The 25,509-nt window shown below is 65.0% G+C and carries 14 protein-coding genes; 10 read left to right on the top strand and 4 right to left on the bottom strand.

Annotation, left to right across the window (positions count from 1 at the left end):
- The first annotated feature begins 10 nt into the window (after nucleotides 1-10).
- A complete protein-coding gene (locus ADBZ9O_RS20245; protein WP_526524719.1) occupies nucleotides 11-1,060 on the top strand; it encodes a ferrochelatase in 1,050 nt (349 codons plus the stop codon).
- Here the strand turns inward: ADBZ9O_RS20245 and ADBZ9O_RS20240 are convergent.
- Nucleotides 1,026-1,889, bottom strand: coding sequence for an Rv1486c family protein (locus tag ADBZ9O_RS20240; protein ID WP_526524718.1), 864 nt, complete (start codon nucleotides 1,887-1,889; stop codon nucleotides 1,026-1,028). The two genes, ADBZ9O_RS20245 and ADBZ9O_RS20240, sit on opposite strands and share 35 nt — an antisense overlap.
- A gap of 83 nt (nucleotides 1,890-1,972) precedes the next feature.
- Here ADBZ9O_RS20240 and ADBZ9O_RS20235 point away from each other — a divergent pair, with 83 nt between their 5' ends.
- Both ADBZ9O_RS20235 and ADBZ9O_RS20230 read left to right on the top strand, forming a co-directional pair.
- On the top strand, nucleotides 1,973-2,407 hold the full coding sequence (locus ADBZ9O_RS20235; protein WP_526524717.1) for an NfeD family protein: 435 nt from the start codon (nucleotides 1,973-1,975) through the stop codon (nucleotides 2,405-2,407).
- Nucleotides 2,408-2,435: 28 nt separating this feature from the next.
- Nucleotides 2,436-3,653, top strand: coding sequence for an SPFH domain-containing protein (locus tag ADBZ9O_RS20230; protein WP_526524716.1), 1,218 nt, complete (start codon nucleotides 2,436-2,438; stop codon nucleotides 3,651-3,653).
- Here the strand turns inward: ADBZ9O_RS20230 and ADBZ9O_RS20225 are convergent.
- Nucleotides 3,650-4,414 carry a TVP38/TMEM64 family protein gene (locus tag ADBZ9O_RS20225; protein WP_526524715.1) on the bottom strand — a complete coding sequence of 255 codons (765 nt, stop codon included), beginning with the start codon at nucleotides 4,412-4,414 and terminating at the stop codon, nucleotides 3,650-3,652. The two genes, ADBZ9O_RS20230 and ADBZ9O_RS20225, sit on opposite strands and share 4 nt — an antisense overlap.
- Nucleotides 4,415-4,610: 196 nt before the next feature.
- Between ADBZ9O_RS20225 and mutA the strand changes: the two genes are divergently transcribed.
- From mutA to ADBZ9O_RS20190, 7 genes are all read left to right on the top strand, one after another.
- The gene (gene mutA / locus ADBZ9O_RS20220; RefSeq protein ID WP_526524714.1) at nucleotides 4,611-6,494 is read left to right on the top strand and encodes a methylmalonyl-CoA mutase small subunit; all 1,884 of its coding nucleotides are present in this window, start codon (nucleotides 4,611-4,613) and stop codon (nucleotides 6,492-6,494) included.
- 5 nt (nucleotides 6,495-6,499) lie between these two features.
- A complete protein-coding gene (gene scpA / locus ADBZ9O_RS20215; RefSeq protein WP_526524713.1) occupies nucleotides 6,500-8,779 on the top strand; it encodes a methylmalonyl-CoA mutase in 2,280 nt (759 codons plus the stop codon).
- Complete coding sequence (gene meaB, locus ADBZ9O_RS20210) at nucleotides 8,779-9,771, top strand: methylmalonyl Co-A mutase-associated GTPase MeaB (RefSeq protein ID WP_526524712.1); 993 nt, start codon at nucleotides 8,779-8,781, stop codon at nucleotides 9,769-9,771. Before scpA ends, meaB begins: the two co-directional genes overlap by 1 nt.
- A gap of 93 nt (nucleotides 9,772-9,864) precedes the next feature.
- Complete coding sequence (gene lipL, locus ADBZ9O_RS20205) at nucleotides 9,865-11,175, top strand: esterase/beta-lactamase LipL (RefSeq protein ID WP_526533328.1); 1,311 nt, start codon at nucleotides 9,865-9,867, stop codon at nucleotides 11,173-11,175.
- Between the two features lie 513 nt (nucleotides 11,176-11,688).
- A complete protein-coding gene (gene pks2 / locus ADBZ9O_RS20200; RefSeq protein ID WP_526524711.1) occupies nucleotides 11,689-17,985 on the top strand; it encodes a sulfolipid-1 biosynthesis phthioceranic/hydroxyphthioceranic acid synthase in 6,297 nt (2,098 codons plus the stop codon).
- A 61-nt stretch (nucleotides 17,986-18,046) separates the two neighbouring features.
- Nucleotides 18,047-19,480 (top strand): condensation domain-containing protein, encoded by a 1,434-nt coding sequence (locus tag ADBZ9O_RS20195; protein ID WP_526524710.1) that lies wholly within the window; start codon nucleotides 18,047-18,049, stop codon nucleotides 19,478-19,480.
- Nucleotides 19,481-19,525: 45 nt separating this feature from the next.
- Nucleotides 19,526-21,265, top strand: a complete 1,740-nt coding sequence (locus tag ADBZ9O_RS20190) for a fatty-acid--AMP ligase (protein WP_526524709.1) — start codon at nucleotides 19,526-19,528, stop codon at nucleotides 21,263-21,265.
- A 15-nt stretch (nucleotides 21,266-21,280) separates the two neighbouring features.
- On the opposite strand, the gene ADBZ9O_RS20185 is transcribed toward ADBZ9O_RS20190, so the two are convergent.
- Together ADBZ9O_RS20185 and ADBZ9O_RS20180 are read right to left on the bottom strand one after the other, a co-directional pair.
- Entirely contained in the window at nucleotides 21,281-24,454 is a 3,174-nt protein-coding gene (locus tag ADBZ9O_RS20185) for an MMPL/RND family transporter (RefSeq protein ID WP_526524708.1), read from the bottom strand.
- 303 nt (nucleotides 24,455-24,757) lie between these two features.
- Nucleotides 24,758-25,492, bottom strand: a complete 735-nt coding sequence (locus ADBZ9O_RS20180) for a hypothetical protein (RefSeq protein ID WP_526524707.1) — start codon at nucleotides 25,490-25,492, stop codon at nucleotides 24,758-24,760.
- Between the last annotated feature and the right edge of the window lie 17 nt (nucleotides 25,493-25,509).

Below are 25,509 nucleotides of genomic sequence, written 5' to 3'. Positions count from 1 at the left end.
TCGGAACCCCATGGACTTCGACGCCGTTCTGCTCCTGTCCTTCGGTGGCCCCGAAGGTCCCGAACAGGTGCGACCGTTTTTGGAGAACGTCACCCGCGGGCGCGGCATCCCCCCGGAACGCCTCGACGCGGTCGCCGAGCACTATCTGCACTTCGGTGGTGTCTCGCCGATCAACGGCATCAACCGGGCGGTCATCGAGCAGATCCGTGCCGAACTGGCCGAGCGGGGGGAGACCCTTCCGGTCTACTTCGGTAACCGCAACTGGGAACCGTACGTCGAAGACGCCGTTGCAGCGATGCGGGACAACGGTATCCGCCGGGCGGCAGTGTTCACCACCTCGGCCTGGGGCGGCTATTCCGGGTGCACCCAGTATCAGGAGGACATTGCCAGGGCGCGGGCCGCGGCCGGGCCCGATGCGCCGGAACTGGTCAAACTGCGCCAGTATTTCGATCACCCGCTGTTGATCGAGATGTTCGCCGAGGCGATCCGCGATGCGGCAGCAACATTGCCTGAGTCGCTGCGCGCCGCCGCCCGGCTGGTCTTCACTGCGCATTCGATCCCGATGCGGGCTGCGTCCTACTGTGCACCCGACCTGTACAGCCGGCAGGTCGAGCACACCTCGGCGTTGGTGGCAGCGGCCGCGGGATACACCGACTACGACCAGGTATGGCAGTCGCGGTCAGGCCCGCCGCAGGTGCCCTGGCTTGAGCCCGACGTGTCCGATCACCTCGCGGCCCTCATCGAAGGCGGCACAGAGGCGGTGATCGTATGTCCGGTGGGCTTCGTCGCCGACCACATCGAAGTCGTGTGGGATCTGGACAACGAACTCAAGGACGAGGCCGACGCCGCCGGTATCGCGTACGCGCGGGCGTCCACCCCCAATGCGCAGCGCCGCTTCGCCCGGCTGGCGCTGGATCTCGTCGATGAGCTCCGCGACGGCCGTGCTCCCTCCAGAGTGGTTGGAGCCCAGCCAGTACCGGCCTACGGGTGCACCGTCAACGGCGCACTGTGCACACCGGACTGCGTCAGCGCTGCCAGGCCGAGTGCAGAATCGCGCTGACGGCAGCCAACCGCGCTGATCGCACCACGCCGGAGAGCGGTCGCAGCGCGTCGGTCGCGATCTGAGCTTCCGACGAGGACTGGTGGCCGATCGGCATCAGTCCGGCACTGACCGTGATGATGGCGTCGACATGGGCGGCGTTTTCCAGGACCCGTAGCGCCCGTTCCGGTGAGTGCTCAGGAGCATGATGCAACCGCCCGGATTCGAGCACCTGCTCGACCATCCCGCGTGGGTCGTCGACGTCGATACCCGAGCCGCCCGCCCGCAGCGCCGTCAGCGCGTCGGCAGCCGAGCGGACCGCCGATCGCAGGGCGTACTCGGCCTCGCCCAGATCGATGTACACCTGCACCGGTGCCAGCGACAGCGAGTAGACGGTCCAGGACAACCCGCACAGCTCGGGCGCATAGTCGTAATCGGGGTCGTCGTCCTCGGCATCCTCGTAGAGGAATTCCGGCACCAGGCCGATCGGTGTGCCGCGCTCCGGCACGACGATCAGGGCCTCACCGGCGTTGATCGCATCGCGCTGGAACGTGGTACCGGCAGGCAGCCCGCGTACATCGCCGGGGATCGGCAACGCGACGCTCATCGTGGATTCGGACATCGCCCGCGAGCCCGCCGCCGTGCGCAGTGTCTGCAGCAGCGAAACCGCTCCGGCGTCGGTCACATCGGGCCATGGCAGTCCGGTGGAGTCGGCCGCGACCGAGTCATAGGCTGTCACCGAATGCTTTGGCGCCCACTGGGATAGCGCATCAAGGACGTCGTCGGGCGCAGCTTGACCCGCGAGCCAGGCGTTGGCCCACACCGACAGCGAAACACTTGGGCACCACATGATGAAAGAAGTGTAATAGTTCGCGACGGATGGGGCTGGGCCGCACACGACCACCAAGAATGGATGTCGCGTTACTGTGGGTTATGCCCGCGGCCCTGATCTGGCTCATCGTCGCACTCGGGCTGGCCGGTGCCGAGGCGCTGACGGGTGACATGTTCCTGTTGATGCTCGGCGGCGGTGCGCTGGCAGCCGCAGGCTCCAACGTCTTGTTCGACGCGCCAGTGTGGGTCGACGGTGTGGTTTTTCTCGTCGTGTCCGTACTTTTGCTCGGCCTGGTCCGACCCGCGTTGCGCCGCAGGTTGACCTCGACCAAGGCGCTTGAAACGGGGATCGAAGCACTGGAAGGCAAGCACGCGCTGGTCCTCGATCAGATCTCGGAGCACCACGGACAGGTCAAGCTTGATGGCGAAGTGTGGACGGCGCGGCCGCTGAACGTCCACGATGTGTACGAGGCCGGTGACCAGGTGACCGTCATGCGTATCGACGGGGCAACCGCGGTGGTCTGGCGAGACGTCTAACCGGACTCGAAAAGGGGAGATTCTTCACATGGATGGTGCAATCGCCGGCTTGGTTCTGCTGGCAGTACTGGTGATCTTTGCCGTCATCGTGGTGGCTAAATCCGTCGCGCTGATACCGCAGGCCGAGGCCGCGGTGATCGAGCGCCTTGGCCGCTACAGCAAGACCGTGTCCGGTCAGCTGACCCTGCTGATCCCGTTCATCGACAAGGTCAGAGCCCGGGTGGACCTGCGCGAGCGGGTGGTGTCCTTCCCCCCGCAGCCCGTCATCACCGAGGACAACCTGACGCTGAACATCGACACCGTCGTCTATTTTCAGGTCACCAACCCCCAGGCCGCGGTCTATCAGATCAGCAACTACATCGTCGGTGTCGAGCAGCTGACCACCACGACACTGCGCAACGTGGTCGGCGGTATGACCCTGGAGCAGACCCTGACCTCCCGCGACCAGATCAACGGACAACTCCGCGGCGTGCTCGACGAAGCCACCAACCGGTGGGGGCTGCGGGTGGCCCGGGTTGAGTTGCGGTCCATCGACCCGCCACCGTCGGTGCAGGAATCGATGGAAAAGCAGATGAAGGCCGACCGCGAGAAGCGGGCGATGATCCTGACCGCCGAAGGTGTCCGACAGTCCTCGATCACCCAGGCCGAGGGGCAGAAGCAGGCGCAGATCCTGGCGGCCGAAGGCGCCAAGCAGGCCGTGATCCTGGCCGCCGAGGCCGACCGTCAGTCCCGGATCCTGCGGGCCCGCGGTGAACGGGCGGCGGCCTACCTCAACGCCCAGGGCAACGCCAAGGCCATCGAGAAGACGTTCGCCGCGATCAAGGCCGGCCGCCCGACCCCGGAGCTGCTGGCCTATCAGTATTTGGAGAAGTTGCCGTTGATGGCCAACGGCCAGGCCAGCAAGGTCTGGATCGTGCCCAGCGACTTCGGGTCGGCGTTGGAGGGTTTCACCAAGATGCTCGGCGCACCCGGCGAAGACGGCGTGTACCGCTACACCCCGTCACCGGTCGACACCGACCTGCCCAAGCCCGAAGACGATACCGACGAGGTCGCCGAGTGGTTCTCCACCACCACCGACCCGGAGATCATGCAGGCGGTGGCGAAGGCGGAAGCGGAAGCGCGTGAGCCGGTGCCGCCGCTGTCTTTAGGCCAGAGCCGTGAGTATCCGCCGCTATCGAAGCAGCAGGTGCCGCCGTCGGATTATCCCGATCAGCCGCCGGCTGACGGGCCACGTCACGGGTCTTAAAGCGCTGTGTCGGGAACCGGCACCGGTTGCGGGTCCGGGTCGGGCATCTGCGCGCGGCGCTGACGGCGGTGTGTGCGCAGTTCATGTGCCAACCCGAGCAGGCCGATACTGGCCGTGCACGCCGATACCAGCACCAGCAGCGGGCTGACGGTGCCGGTGATCGCGTCGCCGAGGATGACCACCGCGGCGGTACCCGGCAGCAAGCCGACCAGGGTGGCCGCGGTATACGGCAGCACCCGCACCGCCGAGGCGCCCGCTGCGTAGTTGATGGCCGAGAACGGCACGGCCGGGATCAACCGCATCGACACGACTGCCAGCCAGCCCCGCTGACGCAGTCGGGCATCGAGTGATTCGATGCCCGGGTGGTGCACGTAGCGGGACAGCTGCCAGCCGGCGGCCCGCACGAGCAGTAGTGCGAGCACCGCGCTGAGCGTGCTGGCCGTCACCGCGATCAGCACCCCGTAGGCGCTGCCGAAGAGTAATCCGGCAGCCAGCGTGAAGGCGGTGCGGGGGAAGGGGAACACGGTGACCACGACGTGTGCCGCGAGGAACGCCAGCGGAAACCACGGTCCCAACGACGTGGCCCAGTCCCGCAACTGGACGGCGGTGGGCAGCGGCACCAGGAGAGCCACTGCGACGAGGATCACAGTGAGCGTGGCTGCGGCGATCACGCGTCGCCGCGGCACCTGCCGGGCCGTCGCGACCACCAAGGACCACCCCGCGCGCACCTTGCGCAGAGTGCGAGTAACGGTCGTGGCCACGGTAAATAACACTACGGGGTATCTACGAACAACTCACCGCAGCGAGACGCCGGGGCACCGCGACGCCACGGCGGTGGACGATGGTCGCCTCCTCGGGCGTGATCACCATCATTTAGCCTGATGGTCGAGTGGGGGGATACATCGCGACCAGCGGCCGGGCCCCCTCCGGAGAATGTCGCGAAAACAGGAGCTGCCGGTGTCCCCAGAGGCCTCGATCGTGTCCGCCGCTTCAGCTGATCTTGAGCAGGGGCTGGCCCGCTGGCGTGACGGCGTCGCCGGGGTGCTGGCCAAAAGCATGCGGCGGGATGCCTCCGAGCTGGGGTCCGAACCCGAACGGCTGCTGGACACCGATACCTATGAGGGTTTCCCTGTGCGGCCGCTCTACACCGCACTGGACGCCCGCTGCCAGGCCCCGTTGCCCGGCACCTGGCCGTATACCCGTGGCGGAGACGCCACCAGGGACGTGTTGGCCGGCTGGAAGGTCGCCGAGGCATTCCCGCTGAGCGGCCAGGGCGCAGATGAAGGCAACAGCACTGTTCTCTCGGCGTTATCGGATGGGGTCAGCGCGCTGGTGCTGCGCGTCGGCGAGCATGGCGTGCCGGTCGAGGACGTGGACCGGTTACTCGAAGGCGTTTTCATCGAACTGGTGCCGGTGATCTTCGAAATAGGGGGAGATGGCACCGCCGGTGCGGACTATGTCGGCGCAGCCGAAGCCGTCCTTGCGGTGGTCGCCGCGCTGGACGACGAGCGGCGGGCGTCGCTGTCGATCGATCTCGGCGCCGATCCGTTGACCGCCGCACTGTCCGGTGCAGCGTCGCCGTCGGCCGCCGATGTGCTGAGCGTCGCGGCCGGCCTCACCGGTTACCAGGGCGGGGTGCGGGCGATCACGGTGAACGGCCCGGCGCTGCACAACCTTGGCGCCAACGCCGCCTGGGAGTTGGCCGGCGCGATAGCGGCCGGTGTCGACTACGTCCGAACTCTTGGCTCTGCCGGTATCGATAGTGCAGATGGTTTGCGGCAGATCAGTTTTCGATTTGCCGTCGACGACGACCAGTTCATGACCATCGCCAAGCTGCGGGCCGCGCGTCAACTGTGGGCCAGGATCGCCGAGGTGCTCGGGGCGCCCGACGCCGGTGCGACGCCGGTGCATGCGGTCACCTCGCTGGCGATGATGGCCCAGCGCGACCCGTGGGTGAATATGTTGCGCTGCACATTGGCTGCGTTCGGCGCAGGTGTCGGCGGCGCCGATACCGTGCTCGTGCACCCCTTCGACGTCGCGATCAGCGGCGGTGCACCGGGCGTGGCAGCCACGTTCTCCCGGCGGATCGCCCGCAACACCCAGCTGCTGCTGCTGGAAGAGTCCCATCTTGGCCGGGTACGCGACCCCGGCGCCGGCTCGTGGTTCGTCGAGGATCTGACCGCGCAGCTGGCGGAGCAGGCGTGGGCGCACTTCCAGGAAATCGAGAGCCGCGGCGGGTTCGCGGCGGCCAGCGGGTACATCAGCGACCGGATCGCGCATGTGGCCGCCGCGCGACGCAGCGACATCGCGCACAGAAGGACGCCGGTCACAGGTATCAACGAGTACCCGAATCTCGCCGAAGCGCCACTGCCGCAGACCGATTCGCTTCCTGGGGTGGCGCGCTACGCTGCCGGTTTTGAGGAACTGCGCAACCGCTCCGATGCCTATCTCAAGGTGTCCGGATCGCGACCCCGCGTGCTGCTGCTGCCGCTGGGTCCACTGGCCGAACACAACATCCGCACCACGTTCGCGACCAACCTGTTGGCCTCCGGCGGTATCGAGGCGATCAACCCTGGACCGGTGACGCTCGACGGTATCGCCACCGCCGTCGCCGACGCTGGTTCGCCGACCGTGGCGGTGATCTGCGGTACCGACATCCGTTATGGCGCCGAAGCGTCTGCCGTGGTGGAGGCAGCTCACACCGCGAAGGTCGAACAGGTCTACCTGGCCGGACCGGAAAAGTCCGTCTCCGAGGCCGTCAATCGCCCTGACGATTACCTGACCGCCAAAATCGATGCGGTGGAAGCCCTTTCGACCCTGCTCACCAGATTGGGGGCCTAATAAGCATGACAGTCCATGAGGTCACCGGCCAGAGCGCCGCAGAGATCGGTAGTTTCGCCGAGGTACCGCTGTACAGCGAGAAAACGGCGGAGCCGGCCAGCGAAGCGGCTGTCACGGCACAGATCGCCGAAGCGGCAGCCACCCACGGTTATACGTCCGAGCAATTCGACTGGGCGACACCGGAAGGCATCGAGGTCAAGCCCGTCTACATCGCGGCCGACCGGGATGCCGCAGTCGCCGCCGGGTACCCGCTGGACAGCTTTCCCGGAGAGCCGCCGTTTATCCGCGGCCCATACCCGACGATGTACGTCAACCAGCCGTGGACCATTCGGCAGTACGCCGGCTTCTCCACCGCCGCGGAATCCAATGCGTTCTACCGCCGAAATCTGGCCGCCGGTCAGAAGGGCCTTTCGGTGGCGTTCGACCTGGCCACCCACCGCGGCTACGACTCGGATCACCCGCGGGTGGCGGGCGATGTCGGAATGGCCGGTGTCGCTATCGATTCCATTCTGGACATGCGGCAGTTGTTCGACGGTATCGATCTGTCGACGGTGTCGGTATCGATGACGATGAACGGTGCGGTGCTGCCGGTGCTGGCGCTGTATGTGGTGGCTGCCGAAGAACAAGGCGTGCCCCCGGAAAAGCTGATGGGGACCATTCAGAACGACATCCTCAAAGAGTTCATGGTCCGCAACACCTACATCTATCCACCAAAACCGTCCATGCGGATCATCTCCGATATCTTCGGCTACACCAGCTCCAAGATGCCGAAGTTCAACTCCATTTCGATTTCCGGCTATCATATCCAAGAAGCCGGGGCGACAGCCGATCTGGAGCTGGCATACACGCTGGCCGATGGCGTCGAATACATCAAGGCCGGATTGGCCGCCGGGCTGTCGATCGATAAATTCGCGCCACGGCTGTCCTTCTTCTGGGGCATCGGAATGAACTTCTTCATGGAGGTCGCCAAGCTGCGGGCGGGACGGCTGTTGTGGAGCGAACTGGTTGCACAATTCGATCCGAAGAGTTCGAAATCGCTGTCGTTGCGCACGCATTCGCAGACGTCAGGCTGGTCGTTGACGGCTCAGGACCCGTTCAACAACGTCGCGCGTACCTGTATCGAGGCGATGGCGGCGACGCAGGGTCACACCCAGTCACTGCACACCAACGCCCTCGACGAAGCGCTCGCTCTGCCCACTGACTTTTCGGCGCGCATTGCCCGCAACACTCAGCTGCTGCTGCAGCAGGAGTCCGGCACCACGCGGCCCATCGACCCGTGGGGTGGCTCCTACTACGTCGAGTGGCTCACCCACCAGTTGGCGCAGCGGGCCCGCGCTCATATCGCCGAGGTGGCCGAACATGGCGGGATGGCCGCGGCCATCGACGACGGCATCCCCAAGCTGCGTATCGAGGAAGCGGCCGCGCGCACCCAGGCCCGGATCGACTCCGGCCAACAACCGGTGATCGGCATCAACAAGTACCAGGTGGACGAAGACCACGAGATCGAGGTCTACAAGGTCGAGAACAGCCGGGTCCGGGCCGAACAACTCGCCAAGCTGGCCCAGCTGCGCGCCGACCGTGACGAATCAGCAGTGCAGGCCGCGCTGGCCGAACTCTCCAGGGCCGCAGGCGAACACGGTGTCGCTGGTGAGGACAGCCTGGGCAACAACCTGCTGGCACTGGCGATCAACGCGGCGCGCGTCAAAGCCACCGTCGGGGAGATTTCAGATGCTCTCGAGCGGGTCTACGGACGTCATCAGGCGGAGATCCGGACCATCGCCGGTGTCTACCGCGATGAGGTGGGGTCGGGGAAAAATGTGAAAAACATCGAATTGGCAACAGAATTGGTCGAGAAGTTCGCCGAGGCCGATGGTCGCCGACCCCGCATCCTGGTCGCCAAGATGGGCCAGGACGGTCATGATCGCGGGCAGAAGGTGATCGCAACGGCGTTCGCGGACATCGGCTTTGACGTCGATGTCGGCTCGTTGTTCTCCACGCCGGAGGAAGTGGCCAGGCAGGCCGCGGACAACGATGTCCACGTCGTCGGGGTGTCATCGCTGGCGGCCGGGCACCTGACTCTGGTGCCCGCACTGCGGGATGCGCTGGCCGAGGTGGCGCGCCCCGACATCATGATCGTGGTCGGCGGCGTCATACCGCCGGGAGATTTCGACGAGCTGTACGCCGCCGGGGCGGCCGCGATCTTCCCGCCGGGAACCGTGATCGCCGATGCCGCGATCGGCCTGCTGAACAAGCTCGCCGACCGGTTAGGGTACGACCTCGGTTAATGGCCTCTCCCCGGAGCGAGAAAACCGTCGCCGAACTGGCCGAAGCCACCCGACGCGGTGACCGCTCGGCGTTGGCGCGCGCCATCACGCTGGTGGAGTCGACCAGGGCCGACCATCGCGAGAAGGCGCAAGAGCTGCTGCTCGAGTTGATGCCGTGTTCGGGCAGCGCCATGCATGTCGGGATCACCGGTGTCCCTGGTGTGGGTAAATCGACGACCATCGAGGCGCTCGGGATGCACTTGATCTCCCTGGGGCATCGGGTGGCGGTGGTGGCGGTGGATCCGTCGTCGACCCGGACCGGGGGATCGATCCTGGGCGATAAGACCAGGATGGCCCGCCTGGCCGTCAACGACAACGCCTACATCCGGCCGGCACCGACATCGGGCACGCTGGGCGGAGTCGCCAGGGCAACCCGCGAAACCATGGTGCTCCTGGAGGCCGCCGGCTTCGATGTGATCCTCGTCGAGACCGTCGGCGTCGGGCAGTCCGAGGTGGCCGTCTCCAATATGGTCGACACATTTGTCTTCCTGACATTGGCCCGAACGGGCGATCAACTGCAGGGCATCAAAAAGGGCGTTCTGGAGTTGGCGGATATCATCGTCGTCAATAAAGCCGACGGAGCCCACGCAAACGAGGCCAGGAAGGCTGCCAGGGAGCTTTCTGGCGCAATTCGGCTGATTTACCCCCGCGAGGTTCTCTGGCGGCCGCCTGTTCTGACGATGAGCGCCGTCGAAGGCAGCGGTCTCACAGAATTGTGGGACACGGTCCTAGAGCACCGTCGGATCTTGACCGACGCTGGCGAATTCGAGGCGCGTCGACGCGCACAGCAAGTGGACTGGACGTGGGCGATGGTGCGCGACACCGTCCTCGATCGGGTGCTGACGCACCCAGACGTGAAAAAAATTCGGGGCGAAGTAGAGCGGCGCGTTCTCGATGGTGAACTGACCCCGGCACTGGCGGCCCAGCAAATACTCGATGCGGCCTCAGATTAGACCAGTTAACAAAACGGTAACAGTTGCTGTGTTTGCGGCTGTAAGAGGTAAGTTCACATATTTGTGACCCATGCAACTGCCCAGCAACCCGATGTGGCGCTCTCGGGCGGCGTCTCACCCCGCGGCGCACTGCGCGTGCAGGGTGAGTTCGATCCCGCCTTCGCGTGTGCGGTGCGCAGCTTCGCGGCATTGTTCCCACACCGACGCTTCGGCGGTGGCGCGCTGTGCGTCTACCTACACGGCGAGCCCGTCGTGGACGTCTGGACCGGCTGGGCCAACCGCCGTGGCACGAAGCCCTGGGCGGCCGATACCGGCACCATGGTGTTCTCGGCCACCAAGGGAATGGCCTCGACCGTCATCCACCGGCTGGCCGATCGCGGTCTGATCGACTCCGACGCCCCGGTCGCGGAGTACTGGCATGAGTTCGGTGCGAACGGTAAGGCCGATATCACCGTCCGGGACATGATGCGTCACCGCGCCGGGTTATCGCAGCTCAACGGCCTCACTCGCGCGGACCTGATGAACCACGTGCTGATGGAGGAGCGGATGGCGGCCGCGCCTGCTTCCCGGTTGCGCGGTAAACCGGCGTACCACGCGCTGACCTACGGGTGGTTGATCTCCGGGCTGGCCAGAGCGGTGACCGGCAAGGGCATGCGCGAGCTGTTCCGACAGGAGCTGGCTGGGCCACTCAACACCGACGGCTTGCACCTCGGCCGCCCGCCTGCCGGTGCGCCCACCCGGGCTGCACAGATCATCTCGCCGCAATTGAACATCCCGAACCCGTTCTTCAACCTGGCGGCGCCGAGGATGGCCGCGCTACCGCTGTCGGCGATCTTTGGGGCCATGTACTTCACCGGGATGAAATCCATGGTCCAGGGCAGAACCCCGCTGCTGGACGGCGAAATTCCGGCGGCCAACGGGGTGGCCACCGCCCGCGGGCTGGCCCGGATGTACGGCGCGCTGGCCAATGGCGGGGAGCTGATGGTGGACGGGGTGAGCACGCGCTTTCTGTCACGTGACCTAACGGCAGGACTGACGGGACGACGCAGCCTGCGCCCGGACCGCAGCATGTTCATGCCCATGGCATTCCACCTTGGCTATCACGCGCTTCCGGTGCCGGGTGTCCTGCCCGGGTTCGGCCATGTCGGCCTCGGCGGATCGCTGGGCTGGGCAATCCCGGAAGCGGGCCTGGCCATCGGTTTTGTGCACAATCGGCTGCTCACTCCGCTGCTGGTGGGGGATCAAGCTGGTTTCGTCGCGACCTCCGCACTGGTTCGGCGGGGTGCCGCGCTTGCAGACAGAAGCGGTTATCGGCCCATCGCGCAGTTGGGTGCACCATTCCCGAACGTCGGGGATTCGCTGACGCCTGCTGTCGAATTTCCGGACATGACGGCCGGGTCGTGACGGCCAGTCCAGAGTCCCCGGCTAACGTTCCGCGGGCTTCGACAAATTGAAAACGATTGTTGTCAGATGCAAACCTTAATTTTTCCTGAGTTTGCGGCGTTGCTGATTCGTGTGCCGTCGAGCTTCGTGGCGCGGATTCTGGGAACTGTGGCAACCAGCCTGTGAAAGGTCCGTCACCGAGGTTGCTGGCAGGTGCGCTCCGGTACCGGCTAGGGGCCGGCGGCGTGTGGTTCGGCAGGAGCCTATCCAGCGGTGTAATCTCCAACGGGATCGCTGAGCTGCAACGATGCAGCCGGTAGATCTATCGGTACATGTTCGGACGTAAACCGTTACCGGATTGAGGTTATTTTTACCTCGCCGTCAACGGGGAGCCGCTACGCTACCGATTCACATCACTAATAGTTGGTTCGTTGCGGGATAGCTCAGCCTGGATCGAAAGTAGCGGGAAAATTTCCTCCCCGCACTTCAATTCGGTTGGCTCCCGCAACGCTTGTGCAGAAGAGGTGGTTACGCGTGGCAGCAACACCGGTCATTCCCGTTGCGGTCATAGGAATGGCTTGTCGGCTACCCGCCGGCATCGATTCTCCGGAACAATTATGGGAAGCACTGGTCCGCGGCGACGACCTGGTTACCGATACCCCCTTGGAGCGCTGGGACGCCGAAGAGATCTTCGATCCCGAACCAGGTGTGCCCGGGCGGAGCGTCTCGAAGTGGGGCGCTTTCATCGATAACGTTGCCGGCTTTGACGCCGAGTTCTTTGGCCTGTCCGACCGTGAGGCGACGGCTATTGACCCCCAGCACCGATTGCTGCTGGAAACTTCGTGGGACGCACTCGAGCATTCGGGACTCAACCCCAACTCGCTGGCCGGCTCCAAGACCGGTGTCTTCATCGGCCAGACGGGTGGCGACTACGAGCTGCTCGCGGCTGACTCCAATGACGTCGAGGGGCCGTACGGCTTCACCGGTACCAACTACAGCTTCGCCTCTGGGCGGATCTCGTACACGCTCGGACTGCATGGCCCGGCCGTCACCGTCGACACGGCCTGTTCATCCGGCCTGCTGTCGGTGCACATGGCCTGCCGCAGCCTCAACGACGGTGAGAGCGATCTTGCCGTCGCCGGTGGCGTGTCGATCATGCTGGAGTCCCGCAAGTCGATCTCGGCATCGATGCAGGGCCTGCTGTCTCCGACCGGTCGCTGCCACTCGTTCGATGTCGCAGCCGACGGTTTCGTCTCCGGCGAGGCATGTGCGGTCGTGATCCTCAAACGACTGCCCGACGCCATCGCCGACGGTGACCGGGTGCTGGCCGTGGTACGTGGTACCGCGACCAACCAGGACGGCCGCACGGTGAATATCGCAACACCGTCGAGTTCCGCGCAGATCGAGGTGTACAAAGCTGCGCTGGACGTGGCGGGTGTCGAGGGCTCCACGATCGGCATGGTCGAGGCGCACGGCACCGGTACTCCGGTTGGCGATCCGCTCGAATATTCCAGTGTCGCAGCGGTTTACGGTACCGACGGGCCTACTGCGCTGACATCGGTGAAAACCAACTTCGGCCACACCCAGTCGGCTTCAGGTGCGCTCGGCATGATCAAGGCGGTGCTCGCCCTGCAGCACGCCGAGGTGCCGAAGAACCTGCACTTCACGGCACTGCCGGAAGAGATGGCCAAGGTCAAGACCAATCTCTTTGTGCCGCAGGAACTTACGCCGTTCCCGGAGACCGACGGGCAGCCTCGACGGGCCGCAGTGTCGTCGTACGGTATGTCCGGCACCAATGCGCACGCCATCCTCGAGCAGGCGCCCGAGCCGGTTGGCGCCGTCGGTTCGGCAGCCGAGCCGACCACGGGAACGCAGCTGTTTGCCCTGTCGTCCACCTCACCGGAGGAGCTGCGCCGCACGTCGGGCCGCCTCGCCGACTGGCTGGCCGATCGCAAAGATTCCGTCGCCCTTGCCGATCTGGGCTACACGCTGGCCCGTCGTCGCGCGCACCGTCCGGTCCGGACCGCCGTACTGGCCAACACGTTCGAGGAACTCACAGACAAACTGCGCGAGATTGCCGATGGCGACTCGCCGTACCAGGCCGCGGTCGGACAGGATGACCGCGGACCGGTCTGGATCTTCTCCGGACAGGGCTCACAGTGGGGCGCCATGGGTGCCGAACTACTGGCCAAGGAGCCTGCCTTTGCCGCGGCGGTGGCCGAACTGGAGCCGCTGATCGCGCAGGAGAACAACTTCTCGGTGACCGAAGCGATGTCGGCACCGGAGAAGGTGACCGGTATCGATCAGGTCCAGCCGACCATCTTCGCCGTGCAGGTCGCGCTCGCCGCGGCCATGCGCGCCTATGGCGTGGTCCCTGGCGCGGTCATCGGGCATTCGATGGGCGAGGTGGCGGCCGCGGTCGTCGCCGGTGCGCTCTCACTGCAGGACGCTGTGCGGGTCATCTGCCGCCGGTCGCGTCTGATGGCCACCATCGCCGGTGGCGGTGCCATGGCCTCGGTCGAGCTACCTGCCGCGCAGGTGCTTTCCGAACTGTCCGCGCGCGGTGTGACCGATGTCGTGCTGTCCGTGGTCGCCTCGCCCACCTCGACTGTCGTCGGTGGCGCCAAGGAGACCATTCTCGAACTCGTCGCGGCATGGGAAGAGCGCGAGGTGATGGCCCGTGAGGTCGCCGTGGACGTCGCCTCCCATTCACCCCAGGTCGATCCGATCCTCGATGATCTCGAGGAGGCGTTGGCCGAGCTGACGCCGATGACGCCGACGATCCCTTACTACTCGTCCACGCTGTACGACCCTCGTGACGAGCCCGATTTCGACGCCTATTACTGGGTCGACAACCTGCGCCACACCGTGCGGTTCGCCGCTGCGGTACAGGCCGCGATGCAGGATGGCCACCGGGTCTTCGCCGAGCTGTCACCGCACCCGCTGCTGACGCATGCCGTTGCGCAGACGGCCAGCAGCCTCGACGTCCCGTTGGCGGCGCTGGCAGCCATGCGGCGCGAGCAGGAAATGCCAAATGGTCTTCGCGATTTCCTCGCGGATCTGCACAATTCCGGTGCGGCCGTTGACTTCTCGGTGCTATACCCGGCCGGGTCGTTGGTCGATGCACCCCTGCCCACCTGGACCCGTCGCGAGTTGATCTTCACCCGCGCCGGACAGGAATCGTCGACCAGCGGTACCAGCACCCTGCTGGTGCACCCGCTGCTCGGCCCGCACGTCATCCTGCACGAGGAGCCGGAGCGCCACGTCTGGCAAGCAGATGTCGGCACCGACGCCCAACCGTGGCTGGGCGATCACCAGATCCACAGTGTGGCCGCGCTTCCCGGTGCCGCTTACTGCGAGATCGCACTGGCGGCCGCGCGTGCCGTCCACGGTGACGGTGCCGTGGTCACCGATATCGGCTTCGAGCAGATGCTGCTCCTCGACGAGAAGACGCCGATTTCGGTGGTCGCGTCGGTGGAATCGGGTGAGGTGCTCAACCTCGCCGTGGAGACTTTCCAAGAGGGCGCCAAAGCACGTCGGGCTACCGCGGTCCTGCACAAGGCCGGTGATGACCAGCAACCGCCCGCCTACGATATGACGGCCCTGCTGGCGGATCATCCCGACCGCCTAGAGGGCGCCGATATGCGTGACTGGTTCGACGCATCCGGCATCCAGTACGGTCCCGCGTTCTGCGGCCTGGTCGCCGCGAACACCGGCTCTGGGGTCAGCTCAGTGCTGGCCGAGGTGGCATTGCCGGGGTCGATCCGGTCCCAGCAGGCGGCGTACTCGATCCATCCCGCCCTGCTCGACGCGTGCTTCCAATCCGTTATTGCGCACGCCGATGTGCAGGCTGCCGGAAGCGGTGGGCTGCTGCTGCCCCTCGGCGTTCGCGCCCTGAGGTCGTATGCATCCGCCCGCGACGCGCACTACTGCTACACCCGGGTGACCAGCGCCAGCGGGTCCGAGGTCGAAGCCGATCTCGACGTCCTCAGCGAGGACGGGACGGTCCTGGTCAGCGTGCAGGGTCTGCGGTTGGGTAGCGGTGTCTCCGAGGCCGGCCGCGACGAGCGCACGCTGAATGACCGCCTACTGACCATCGAGTGGACGAATCGGCCGCTGCCTGAGATCGATACCAACACCGAGCCCGGTGCGTGGCTGCTGATCAGCACGTCGCAGTCCGCGGACACCCTGGCAAGTGCGCTGACCGACGCCATGAAGTCCGACGGCGCCGCATGCACCACGATGACCTGGCCGCCGCTGGCGGACCACGTGGCCAACGCCGAGCGTTTGCACCTCGAGCTCGGCGTGGGCGGGTTCCGTGGCGTGGTGGTCCTGACCGGACCCAAGGACGGCAACCCCGACGAGGAAGCCGCGGTCCGCGGCGGTGACTACGTCCGTCATCTGGTGCGGATCGCGCGGGAACTGCCCGATACCGTCGGCGAACTGCCGCGGCTGTACACGCTGACCAGGAAAGCCCAAACCGTGTTGGACGGCGATATCGCCAACCTGGAGCAGGCCGGGCTGCGTGGTCTGATGCGGGTGATCAACACCGAACAGCCACATCTGCGGGCCACCCAGATCGACACCGACGAGTCGACCGATATCAGCCGTATCGCACAGCAGCTGCTGTCCGGCACGGACGAGGACGAGTCGGCTTGGCGTGACGGCGAGTGGTACACCGCCCGCCTGACGCCCACGCCGTTGCAGCCGGACGAGCGACGCAAGGTGGTCGCCAGCTACGAGACCGACGGGATGCGGTTGCAGATCCGCACGCCCGGTGATCTCGAATCGATGGAACTCGTCGCGTTCGATCGGGTCGCTCCTGGACCGGGTGAGATCGAGGTCTCGGTGACCGCGTCCAGCATCAACTTCGCTGACGTGCTCGTCACCTTCGGCCGTTACCCGTCATTTGAAGGGAAGCTGCCCGAACTGGGTACCGACTTCGCCGGTGTGGTCACCGCGGTCGGCCCTGACGTCACCAACCACAAGGTCGGCGATCATGTCGGCGGCATGTCCGCCAACGGCTGCTGGGGCACCTTCGTCATCACCGAGGCCACCAAGGCCGTCACCCTGCCCGCCGGTCTGACCGAGGGGCAGGCAGCCGCGGTGACCACCGCGTCCGCCACCGCCTGGTACGGGTTGGCCGATCTCGCCAGGATCGGCCGCGGCGACCGCGTGCTGATCCACTCCGGCACCGGTGGTGTCGGACAGGCGGCCATCGCGATCGCGCGTTCCGTCGGGGCCGAGATCTTCGCGACCGCAGGTAGCGAGGGGCGCAGGCAGGTATTGCGCGATATGGGTATTGAGCATGTCTACGACTCGCGCAGCACAGATTTCGCTGACGAGATTCGTCGCGATACCGCGGGCTATGGCGTGGACATTGTGCTGAACTCCCTCACCGGAGCCGCGCAGCGGGCCGGCATCAACCTGCTGAGCTTCGGTGGGCGGTTCGTCGAGATCGGCAAGCGTGATATCTACGGCGACACCCATATCGGGCTGTTCCCGTTCCGGCGCAACCTGTCCTTCTACGCCGTCGACCTCGGACTGATGTCCTTCAGTCACCCGGACAAGGTTCAGGAAGTTCTGAGCACGGTGTATCGGCTGACCGTCGAAGGTGTGCTGCCGATACCGGAGAGCACGCACTACCCGCTCGGCGACACGGCCACGGCTGTGCGCGTGATGGGCAGTGCCGGACACACCGGCAAGCTCGTGATCGACGTTCCGCACAGTGGCCAGACCACCGTGGTGTCACCGCCATCGCACGCCCAGGTGTTCCGCGGCGACGGCGCGTACATCATCACCGGCGGTATGGGTGGGCTCGGCCTGTTCCTGGCCGACAAGATGGCCGAGGGCGGCTGCGGCCGGATCATCCTCAACGGTCGCTCGAAGCCGAAGCCGAAGCCGGAAGCGCTGGCGGCCATCGAACGCATCCGGGCCCGTGGTACCGAGATCGAGGTGGTGTCGGGCGATATCGCCGACCCGGCCACAGCTGAACAACTGGTGGCGGCTGCGACCGTGACGGGTCTGCCGGTGCGTGGCGTTCTGCATGCGGCCGCAGTGGTCGAGGATGCAACGTTGACCAACATCACCGATGAGCTCGTCGACCGCGACTGGGCGCCCAAGGTGTACGGCGCGTGGAACATGCATGTGGCCACGGCCGAGCAGCCGCTTGACTGGTTCTGCTCGTTCTCCTCGGCAGCGGCGCTGGTGGGTTCGCCCGGTCAGGGTGCTTACGCCGCGGCGAACAGCTGGTTGGACGCGTTCACCCAGTGGCGCCGGGCGCAGGGATTGCCTGCCAACGCCGTCGCGTGGGGCGCCTGGGCCGAGATCGGTGCCGCTGTGGACACCGAGCTGGCGGCCGAAGGGGCCGAAACGGCAATCGCTCCTGACGAGGGTGCCTACGCCTTCGAAGCGCTGTTGCGTTTCAACCGCTCCTATACCGGTTATGCGCCGATCGTCGGCACGCCGTGGTTGATGGCATTGGCGCAACGCAGCAAGTTCCACGAGTTGTTCCAGTCCAACGGACAGAACAAGGCCGATACCAGCAAGTTCCGTGCCGAGTTGAACGCACTTCCCCTGGAAGAGTGGCCGACCCGCATACGGCGCCTGGTCTCCGACCAGATCAGCACGATCCTGCGTCGCACCATCGACCCGGACCGGCCACTATCCGAGTACGGTCTGGATTCACTGGGCAACCTGGAAGTGCGCACCAGGATCGAGACCGAGACTGGTGTCCGGATCACCTCTACGGACATCACCACCGTTCGTGGCCTGGCGGATCACCTCTGTGACAAGCTCTCCGCGCAAGAACCGGTACCAGCAACAACGTGATAGCCGTTGGCCGACGGCGGGGTGTGCGCCGAACCGAGATCGTTTTAGTCGAGGAGGGAATGTGTTCGTAGGTCCGGTAGCAATTGGCACCATCCAGGAATGGGAGCCAGGGCCCGGGTCGGTTGTCTCATGGCATCCGACACCTGCCTCATGTGTGAAGGCGAAGGAAGCCCCGGTTAGCTCCATTCCGGCCAGCTATATGCAGGGCCAGCACATTCAGGGCACGTACGAGCAGCAGGCCAAGGGGCTCGATTACTCGCGGCTGCTGATCGCCACCTGTGAACTTCCCGGCAGGTGCGATATCCGCGCGATGAGCTATGTCATCAACGCGCACCTGCGGCGGCACGATACGTACCGCAGCTGGTTCGAATGCGATGACAAGAACGAAATCGTGCGTCGCACCATGGAAGATCCGGCCGATATCCAGTTCGTCGCCTCCAAGCACGGACAGATGTCGACCGAGGAACTGCACGAGCTGATCCTGTCGACGAAGGGTCCGCTGGAATGGGACTGTTTCAGCTTCGGCGTGGTGCAGACCAAGGACAGCTACGCGTTCTATGTCGCGATCGACCACCTCCACATGGATGCGATGTTCATCCCGGTCATCATCATGGAATTCCATCTGATGTACCTGGCGCTGGTCGGCGGTAACGCCCCGCTGGCGCTGCCGGATGCGGGCAGCTACGACAGCTTCTGCGTGCGACAGCACGAGTACACGTCCAACCTGTCGCTGGAATCGCCCGAAGTCAAAGCGTGGATCGAGCTGGCCGAGGCCAATAACGGTAGCTTCGCCGATTTCCCATTACCCCTTGGTGATTCGACGAAACCGTCGCAGGCAGATCTGTTCACACTCCAGCTGATGGATGAGGAGCAGACCGCCAAATTCGAAGCCGAGTGCGTCAAGGCCGGCTCCCGGTTCATCGGCGGTGTGATGGCTGCCGCGGGTTTTGCGAACCGCGAATTCACCGGCTGCGACACCTACTACGGCCTGACGCCGACCGATACGCGCAGCACTCCGGAAGATCTGATGACGCTGGGCTGGTACACCGGAACCGTTCCGGTCACCGTTCCCTTGACCGGAACGTTTGCCGAAGCTGCCAGGGCCGCCCAGATGTCCTTCGACAGCGGAACCGATCTGGCGAATGTGCCGTTCTACCGCGTGCTGGAATTGGCGCCATGGCTGAGCTGGCCCCGGCCGAACTTCCCGGTGGTGAATTTCTTCGATGCCGGCGTTGCGCCGCTGTCGACCTTCCTGACCACGCAGCTGGACAACATGAAGATCGGCATCTTCGGCGACGGCAGGTACTCGTATCAGATGTCCATCTTCGTCATCCGGCTCGGCGAGGGCACCGCGGTCTCTGTGGTGTTCCCGAAGAACGCGGAAGCCAGTGAATCGGTGGCCCGTTACGTGGCTTCGATGAAGTCCATTCTTGTTGGTATCGCCGAGGGCCGGGGTGTCGCACCCCGCCGGACCTTTGTCGGTGGATTGCAGTAAGTAGCGGTCGGCCTAGACGACAGCCGATCTGGAAAGGTTAAACCGATGATTGAGTCCTCACTTCTTGCTGTGCTGCGCGAACGCGCCAGCCTGCAACCCGACGATGACGCGTTCACGTTCATCGACTACGAGGCAGACTGGGACGGCAACAAGTTCGAGACCCTGTCCTGGGCACAGACGTTCCGTCGCACGGTCAACGTCGCGAACGAGCTGAAACTGCACGCCAAAAAGGGTGACCGTGCGGTCATTCTGGCCCCGCAGAGCCTCGAGTACATCGTCGGATTCCTCGGCGCCATGCAGGCCGGTCTGATCGCCGTTCCGCTGTCGGTGCCGTCGGCAGGCGCGCACGACGAGCGGGTCAAGTCGGTGCTGCTGGACACCGCGCCCACCATCATTCTCACGACGTCGGCTGTGGTCGATATCGTGCGTGAGTACTGCCAGCCGCAGCCCGGTCAACCCGATCCGACGATCATCGAGGTCGACCTGCTCGATCTGGACACCCGCAAGGGTTCCGCAGGACGCGCTGACACCAGGCCCGACACTGCGTATCTGCAGTACACCTCGGGTTCTACCCGCTCGCCTGCGGGCGTGATGGTGACCTACCGGAACCTGCAGATCAATTTCGAGCAGATGATGACGGACTTCTTCACCGACTACGGCAAGGTCGCCCCGCCGAACACCCACGCGGTGACGTGGCTGCCGTTCTATCACGATATGGGCCTGCTGCTCGGTGTCGTCGCTCCGATCCTCGGCGGTTGGAAGACGATCGTCATGACGCCGGTGGCGTTCCTGCAGCGACCCGCCCGCTGGATCCAGCTGATCGCCAAGACTCCGCGGGCGATCACCGCCGGTCCGAACTTCGCGTTCGAGCTGGCGCTGCGCAAGACGACAGATGAGGACCTGACCGGGCTTGACCTGGGCGACGTGCTGGCCATCAACAGCGGTAGCGAGCGGGTGCACGCCGCGACCTTGACCGCGTTCTACGAGCGGTTCGCGCCTTTCAATCTGCAGGAGAAGGTGCTGCGGCCGTCCTACGGGCTGGCCGAGGCGACGCTGTACGTCGCGACCCGGCGACCGGGGCTGCCGCCGCAGGTCGCCCAGTTCGAGGCCGACAAGCTCTCCGCCGGGCACGCCGAGCGCACGACCGACGGCGGCACCGTGCTGGTCAGCTACGGCACGCCCGAATGGCCCACCGTGCGGATTGTCGATCCCGAGACCAGGATTGAATGCCCGGCCGGTCAGGTCGGTGAGATCTGGACCGAAGGCGAGAACGTCGCGCTGGGGTACTGGCAGAAACCGGAGCAGACCGAAGCTACCTTTGGTGGCCGGATCGTCGACCCGTCGCCGGGAACGTCGGAAGGTCCGTGGCTGCGCACCGGTGACCTCGGGTTCATCTCCGAGGGTGAGCTGTTCATCATGGCGCGTATCAAGGACATGTTGATCGTCTACGGGCGCAACCACTACCCGGACGACATCGAAGCGACCATCAACGAGATCACCAGGGGCCGGGTGGCCGCCATCTCGGTCACCGAGGACCGCACCGAGAAACTGGTGGCGATCGTCGAGCTCAAGAAGCGCGGTGACTCCGACCAGGAGGTGGCCGACAAACTTCAGTCGGTCAAGAGCGAGGTCACGTCGGCGATCTCCAAATCGCACGGTGTCAGCGTCTCGGATCTGGTTCTGGTTCCGCCCGGTTCGATCCCGACGACCACCAGCGGCAAGATCCGCAGGCAGGCCTGCGTAGAAATCTACGGCAAGAACGAATTCGCGCGTATCGACGCGTAACTGACAGCTATCCGATCAAGCCGGTCCGAGAAACCTTCGGGCCGGCTTTGGTCGTCCTGTGGCAGCGGTGATGACTTCGGTGTCGTCCTGCGGCGAGGCCGCCGCGTCAGGATCGGTCTCAGGTTCGGGGTCCGGCTCAGGTTCGGGTTCGACGTGCCCGTCTGGTGGGCGGTGTCGGGCCGGGGGAGGCAGGGGTTTGGATGGCCACCAGTTCGCCTGCCCGAGCATGGCGGCAATCGACGGGACAGTGATCGTGCGGACCAGGAACGTGTCCAACAGGATTCCGATGCCCACCACGAAACCGGCCTGCACCAACGTGCTGATACTGGCGAACAGCAGCCCGAACATCGATGCGGCGAAGATCAGGCCCGCCGCCGTGATCACGCCGCCGGTGGAGCCCACTGTGCGGATGACACCCGCGCGGACGCCATGCGGAGACTCGTCGCGGATCCGCGAGATCAGCAGCAGGTTGTAGTCGGCGCCCACCGCGACCAGGATGATGAACGTCAATCCTGGGACGCTCCAATGCAATTCCTGGCCCAGTATCAGCTGGAAGACGATCACACCGATGCCGAGTGCGGACAGATACGACACCACCACCGAGCCGATCAGGTAGATCGGTGCGACCAGCGCCCGCAGCAGGGCGACCAGGATGAGGAAGACGACGATGATCGTCAGGATGATGATCAACTGGATATCGCGGTTGTAGTAATCGCGGGTGTCCCGCAACGTCACCGGATAGCCCGACATGGAGATCTTGGCGTCGGAGAGCTCGGTATTGGGCTGGGCGCTGTGGGCTGCTTCGGTGACGGCGTTGACCTGATCCATCGCGTCGGTGCTGAACGGGTTGAGCTTCGTCTGGATCAGATAGCGGGCCGCGTGCCCGTCGGGGGAGATGAAGATCGCGGCGGCTTTCTTGAACTCGTCGCCGGTCAGAATGGCCGGCGGGATGTAGAAACCTGCCTGCGACTGCGTATTGGCCTCGCGCTTCATTCCCAGCAGGAATGTCGATGCGTCGGTCAGCCCGCCGCCCAGCGTTCTGGTCTGGTCGACCAGTAGCTGCACACCATCGGCCAGCTGCTGGCTGCCAGAGGCCAGTGTGTCGGCGTTGCGTTGCAGCTCGCTGAGTTTGGACTGGACGGTGCCGGTGTCGGCCAGGCCCATCTTCTGCATGGCTCCGGTGGCGGTGTCGAGCGCTACGCGCAGCTTGTCCGCGGTGTCGTTGAGTGTCTGGGTGTCCTGCGTGGATTGGAGCTGCCTACCGAGGTCGGCAATCTTGTCCATGGTCCCGTCGTTCTGGGCGGCGACCACCTTGCGCAACTGGTCGCGGGTGGTGACGCAGGACGGGTCGTTGTCACATATCGGGTTGCCGTCGAGTGCGGCGACGACGGGACCGGCCCAGGTCAGCGCGTCGGTGATGTTGGCAAAGTTCACCCCGTAGCTGTCACCGAGCCCGCGCATCGCGGTGACGAGCTTGGTGGCAGCGTCGATATCCTTGAGCGTCTTCTGTCCGCCGAACTGTTTCTGCATATACGTCAGGGCATCGACCAGCCCGCGGACGTTGGCAATGCCCTGGGTTACCTGGGTGCGCACCTCGCCAAGACTGGAGGCCAACAGGTGGGCGCCGTCGGTCAGCTGGGTCAGGTCGCCGGAGTGATCGGCGATCTGCTGGGACGCGTCTTGGAGCCTGGTACCGACTTCGCCGGCCTGATACGACAGCCGGGCCTGTTCCAGTGATTCGCCGGTCGGCCTGGTGATACCGCGGACCAGGTCGATACCTGGCACCTGACTGACCCGCTGCGCCATCTGTTCGAGGTCCGCGAGCGCTTTCGGGGTGCGCAGGTCGTGGGGGGATTCGATGAACAGGTATTGCGGAATGGTCGAGTTCACCGAGAAGTGGCGGCCGATCGCCTCGTATCCCAGGGTGCTTTCGGTCCCCGCCGGTAAGGCCTTGCGATCGTCGTAGTTGTAACGGACCAGGCTGGCGCAGCTGGCCAGGATCGCCAGGATGATCAGACTTGCGATCAGGTGGATCTTGGGCCTGCGGACGATCCGGATTCCGGAGCGCCGCCAGAACCGCGTGGTGAGTTCCCGTCGTGGTTTGATCCAGCCGCGGCGACCGGTGAGCACGAGGATTGCGGGCAGCAAGGTCACCGCGGCCAGGAAACAGACGCCGATCGAGACGGCCAGGGCGATCCCGATCGTCGAGAACAGGGCCAACTTGGTGAAGACCATCCCGAGGAAGGTCACCGCCACGGTCGCCGCAGAGGCGACGATCACCTTGCCGATCGAGCCAAGTGCCAGCTTGACCGCCATATCGGAGGCGGCACCTTGTCGCAGATAGTCGTGATATCGACTGACCAGGAAGACGGCATAGTCGGTGCCGGCACCGGCCATCATCGCGGTCAGGAACACCACTGTCTGGTTGGAGATGCCGAGTCCCATCACCCCCATGCCGGCGACGACGCCCTGTGCGGTCACCAGCGAGACCCCGATGGTGATCAGGGGCAGCATCATGGTGATCGGGTTGCGATAGATGATCAGCAGAATCGCCAGCAGCATGAACGCCGTGGCGATCTCGATGTGGATCCGGTCCTGCTCGCCGACGTCGATCATGTCGGCGACGGTGGCGGCCGGTCCGGTCAGATTGGCCGTCACCGAGGTGCCCTCGACGGTCTGTTTGACGATTTCGGCGACGTGGTTATAGGCGTCGTAGGACTGTGGTGAGCCGAGACCGCCGGTCAGTCCGACCAGCATGATCCAGGCCTTGCCGTCGCCACTGACCATGACTTCACGCAGCGGCGGGGTGCTGACGAAGTCCTGCGTCATCACGACGTCTTTGGTGTCCTGGCGCAGCTTGTCGGCAATCGAGCTGTAGATGCGTTCGTCCACCGGCTGCAGCCCGTTTTCGTTGGACAGCACGATCAGCAGAGTGTTTTCCGACCCCGACTCCTGGAACGCCTTGGTCATCTCTTTGGTGGTGATCGCACCGGGGGAGCTGGCAGGCAGAATCTCCACCGGCTTTTCCTGGGCCAACTGATTCAGCGACGGGAACAGCGCAGGTAGACCGGCGGCCAGTACCAGCCAGCAGACCACGACCAACCACGGCCACCGCACCACGACATTGCCGAGAATTCGGAAGGTGCGGCCACCTTCGACTTCGTCAGCTACCTCCGGACGCCCCGACACGGGTCGGTCGACTGTGTCCGTACGCCCTGACACCTCGTTGTCCTCGCTGACCTGTCCGCGCTCTTCCGTGCCTGTTTGTGCCTGTACTTGCCGCCCCCGACGTCGATTTCGTCGTCTATACGTGCCCGCCCCCGCCATGGCTGGATGTGCGATTCAACCATGTTGAGCTGGGTTTTTACTTTAGGCGGGCAGCCCAGAACTGATAGCTGCTTTCACCATCATAGAGGCCGTGCCAGTGCCGGCCGGATGCCAGCAAAACGGCGTGTCAGCCGTTCTGTCGCGGGTGCGCCGAGACGGCGTCCGTCAGTGGTCGGCCTTGGAGAACCATTTGGTTTTCACCCGCCAGGAGTGTGCGGCGGCCAGGGCAAACACCGCCCCGCAGACACAGGCGAAGAACCAGACCAGCCGGCCACCCTCCAGCGCCTGGATCGGGTGCACGAAGGCGGTGGTGATTCGGATGATGCACGCCGCGATTCCACTGGCCGATGCGACGAGGTAGACGTTGGCGATCATCCGCGACCGCGGGTCCCGACGCAGGACAAGAAGCGCCCGGAAACCGTAGCCCAGCAGATAGATCAGCGTTCCGCAGAGGAACAACCAGTACGTGGCCAACCAGAAGTCGGTGGGGACGGTAAAGAAGTCGGGGCGGTAGATCGTCGCCCCGTTGCCCAGGGAGAACGTCACCAGCAGCAGCGGTATGCAGATGGTGGCCGGGCGCTCCACGTACTGCTTGAAGGTGGCATGTAGCGCGTGCTCGTCCTGCAGTCGACCGAGCGCGTTGTAGACGATCGCCGACGCGGCCACGATGTAGCAGTCATGGCCGAGGTAATCCTCGAGGTTCCACATCCCGGTCAAGGCGTAGAGCCAGTGCCCGAGCGTCTCCGAGGCAAAGGGCGACATCAACAGAACGGCAGCACCCTGTAACGCGATATTGAGGGTGGCAGCAACTTCCCAGCGGCACGACCACGTCACGCGACGGATCCAGAGGCTCCACGCGATACACGCGACGGTGATCGCGATGAGCGTTGCTATAGCCACAGGGAACGCCTTTGAGC

The sequence above is a fragment of the Mycobacterium sp. genome (assembly GCF_965229105.1).
GTDB lineage: Bacteria > Actinomycetota > Actinomycetes > Mycobacteriales > Mycobacteriaceae > Mycobacterium.
Note: the sequence above shows the minus strand (reverse complement) of the source record. Positions and strands in the feature narration are given on the sequence as shown.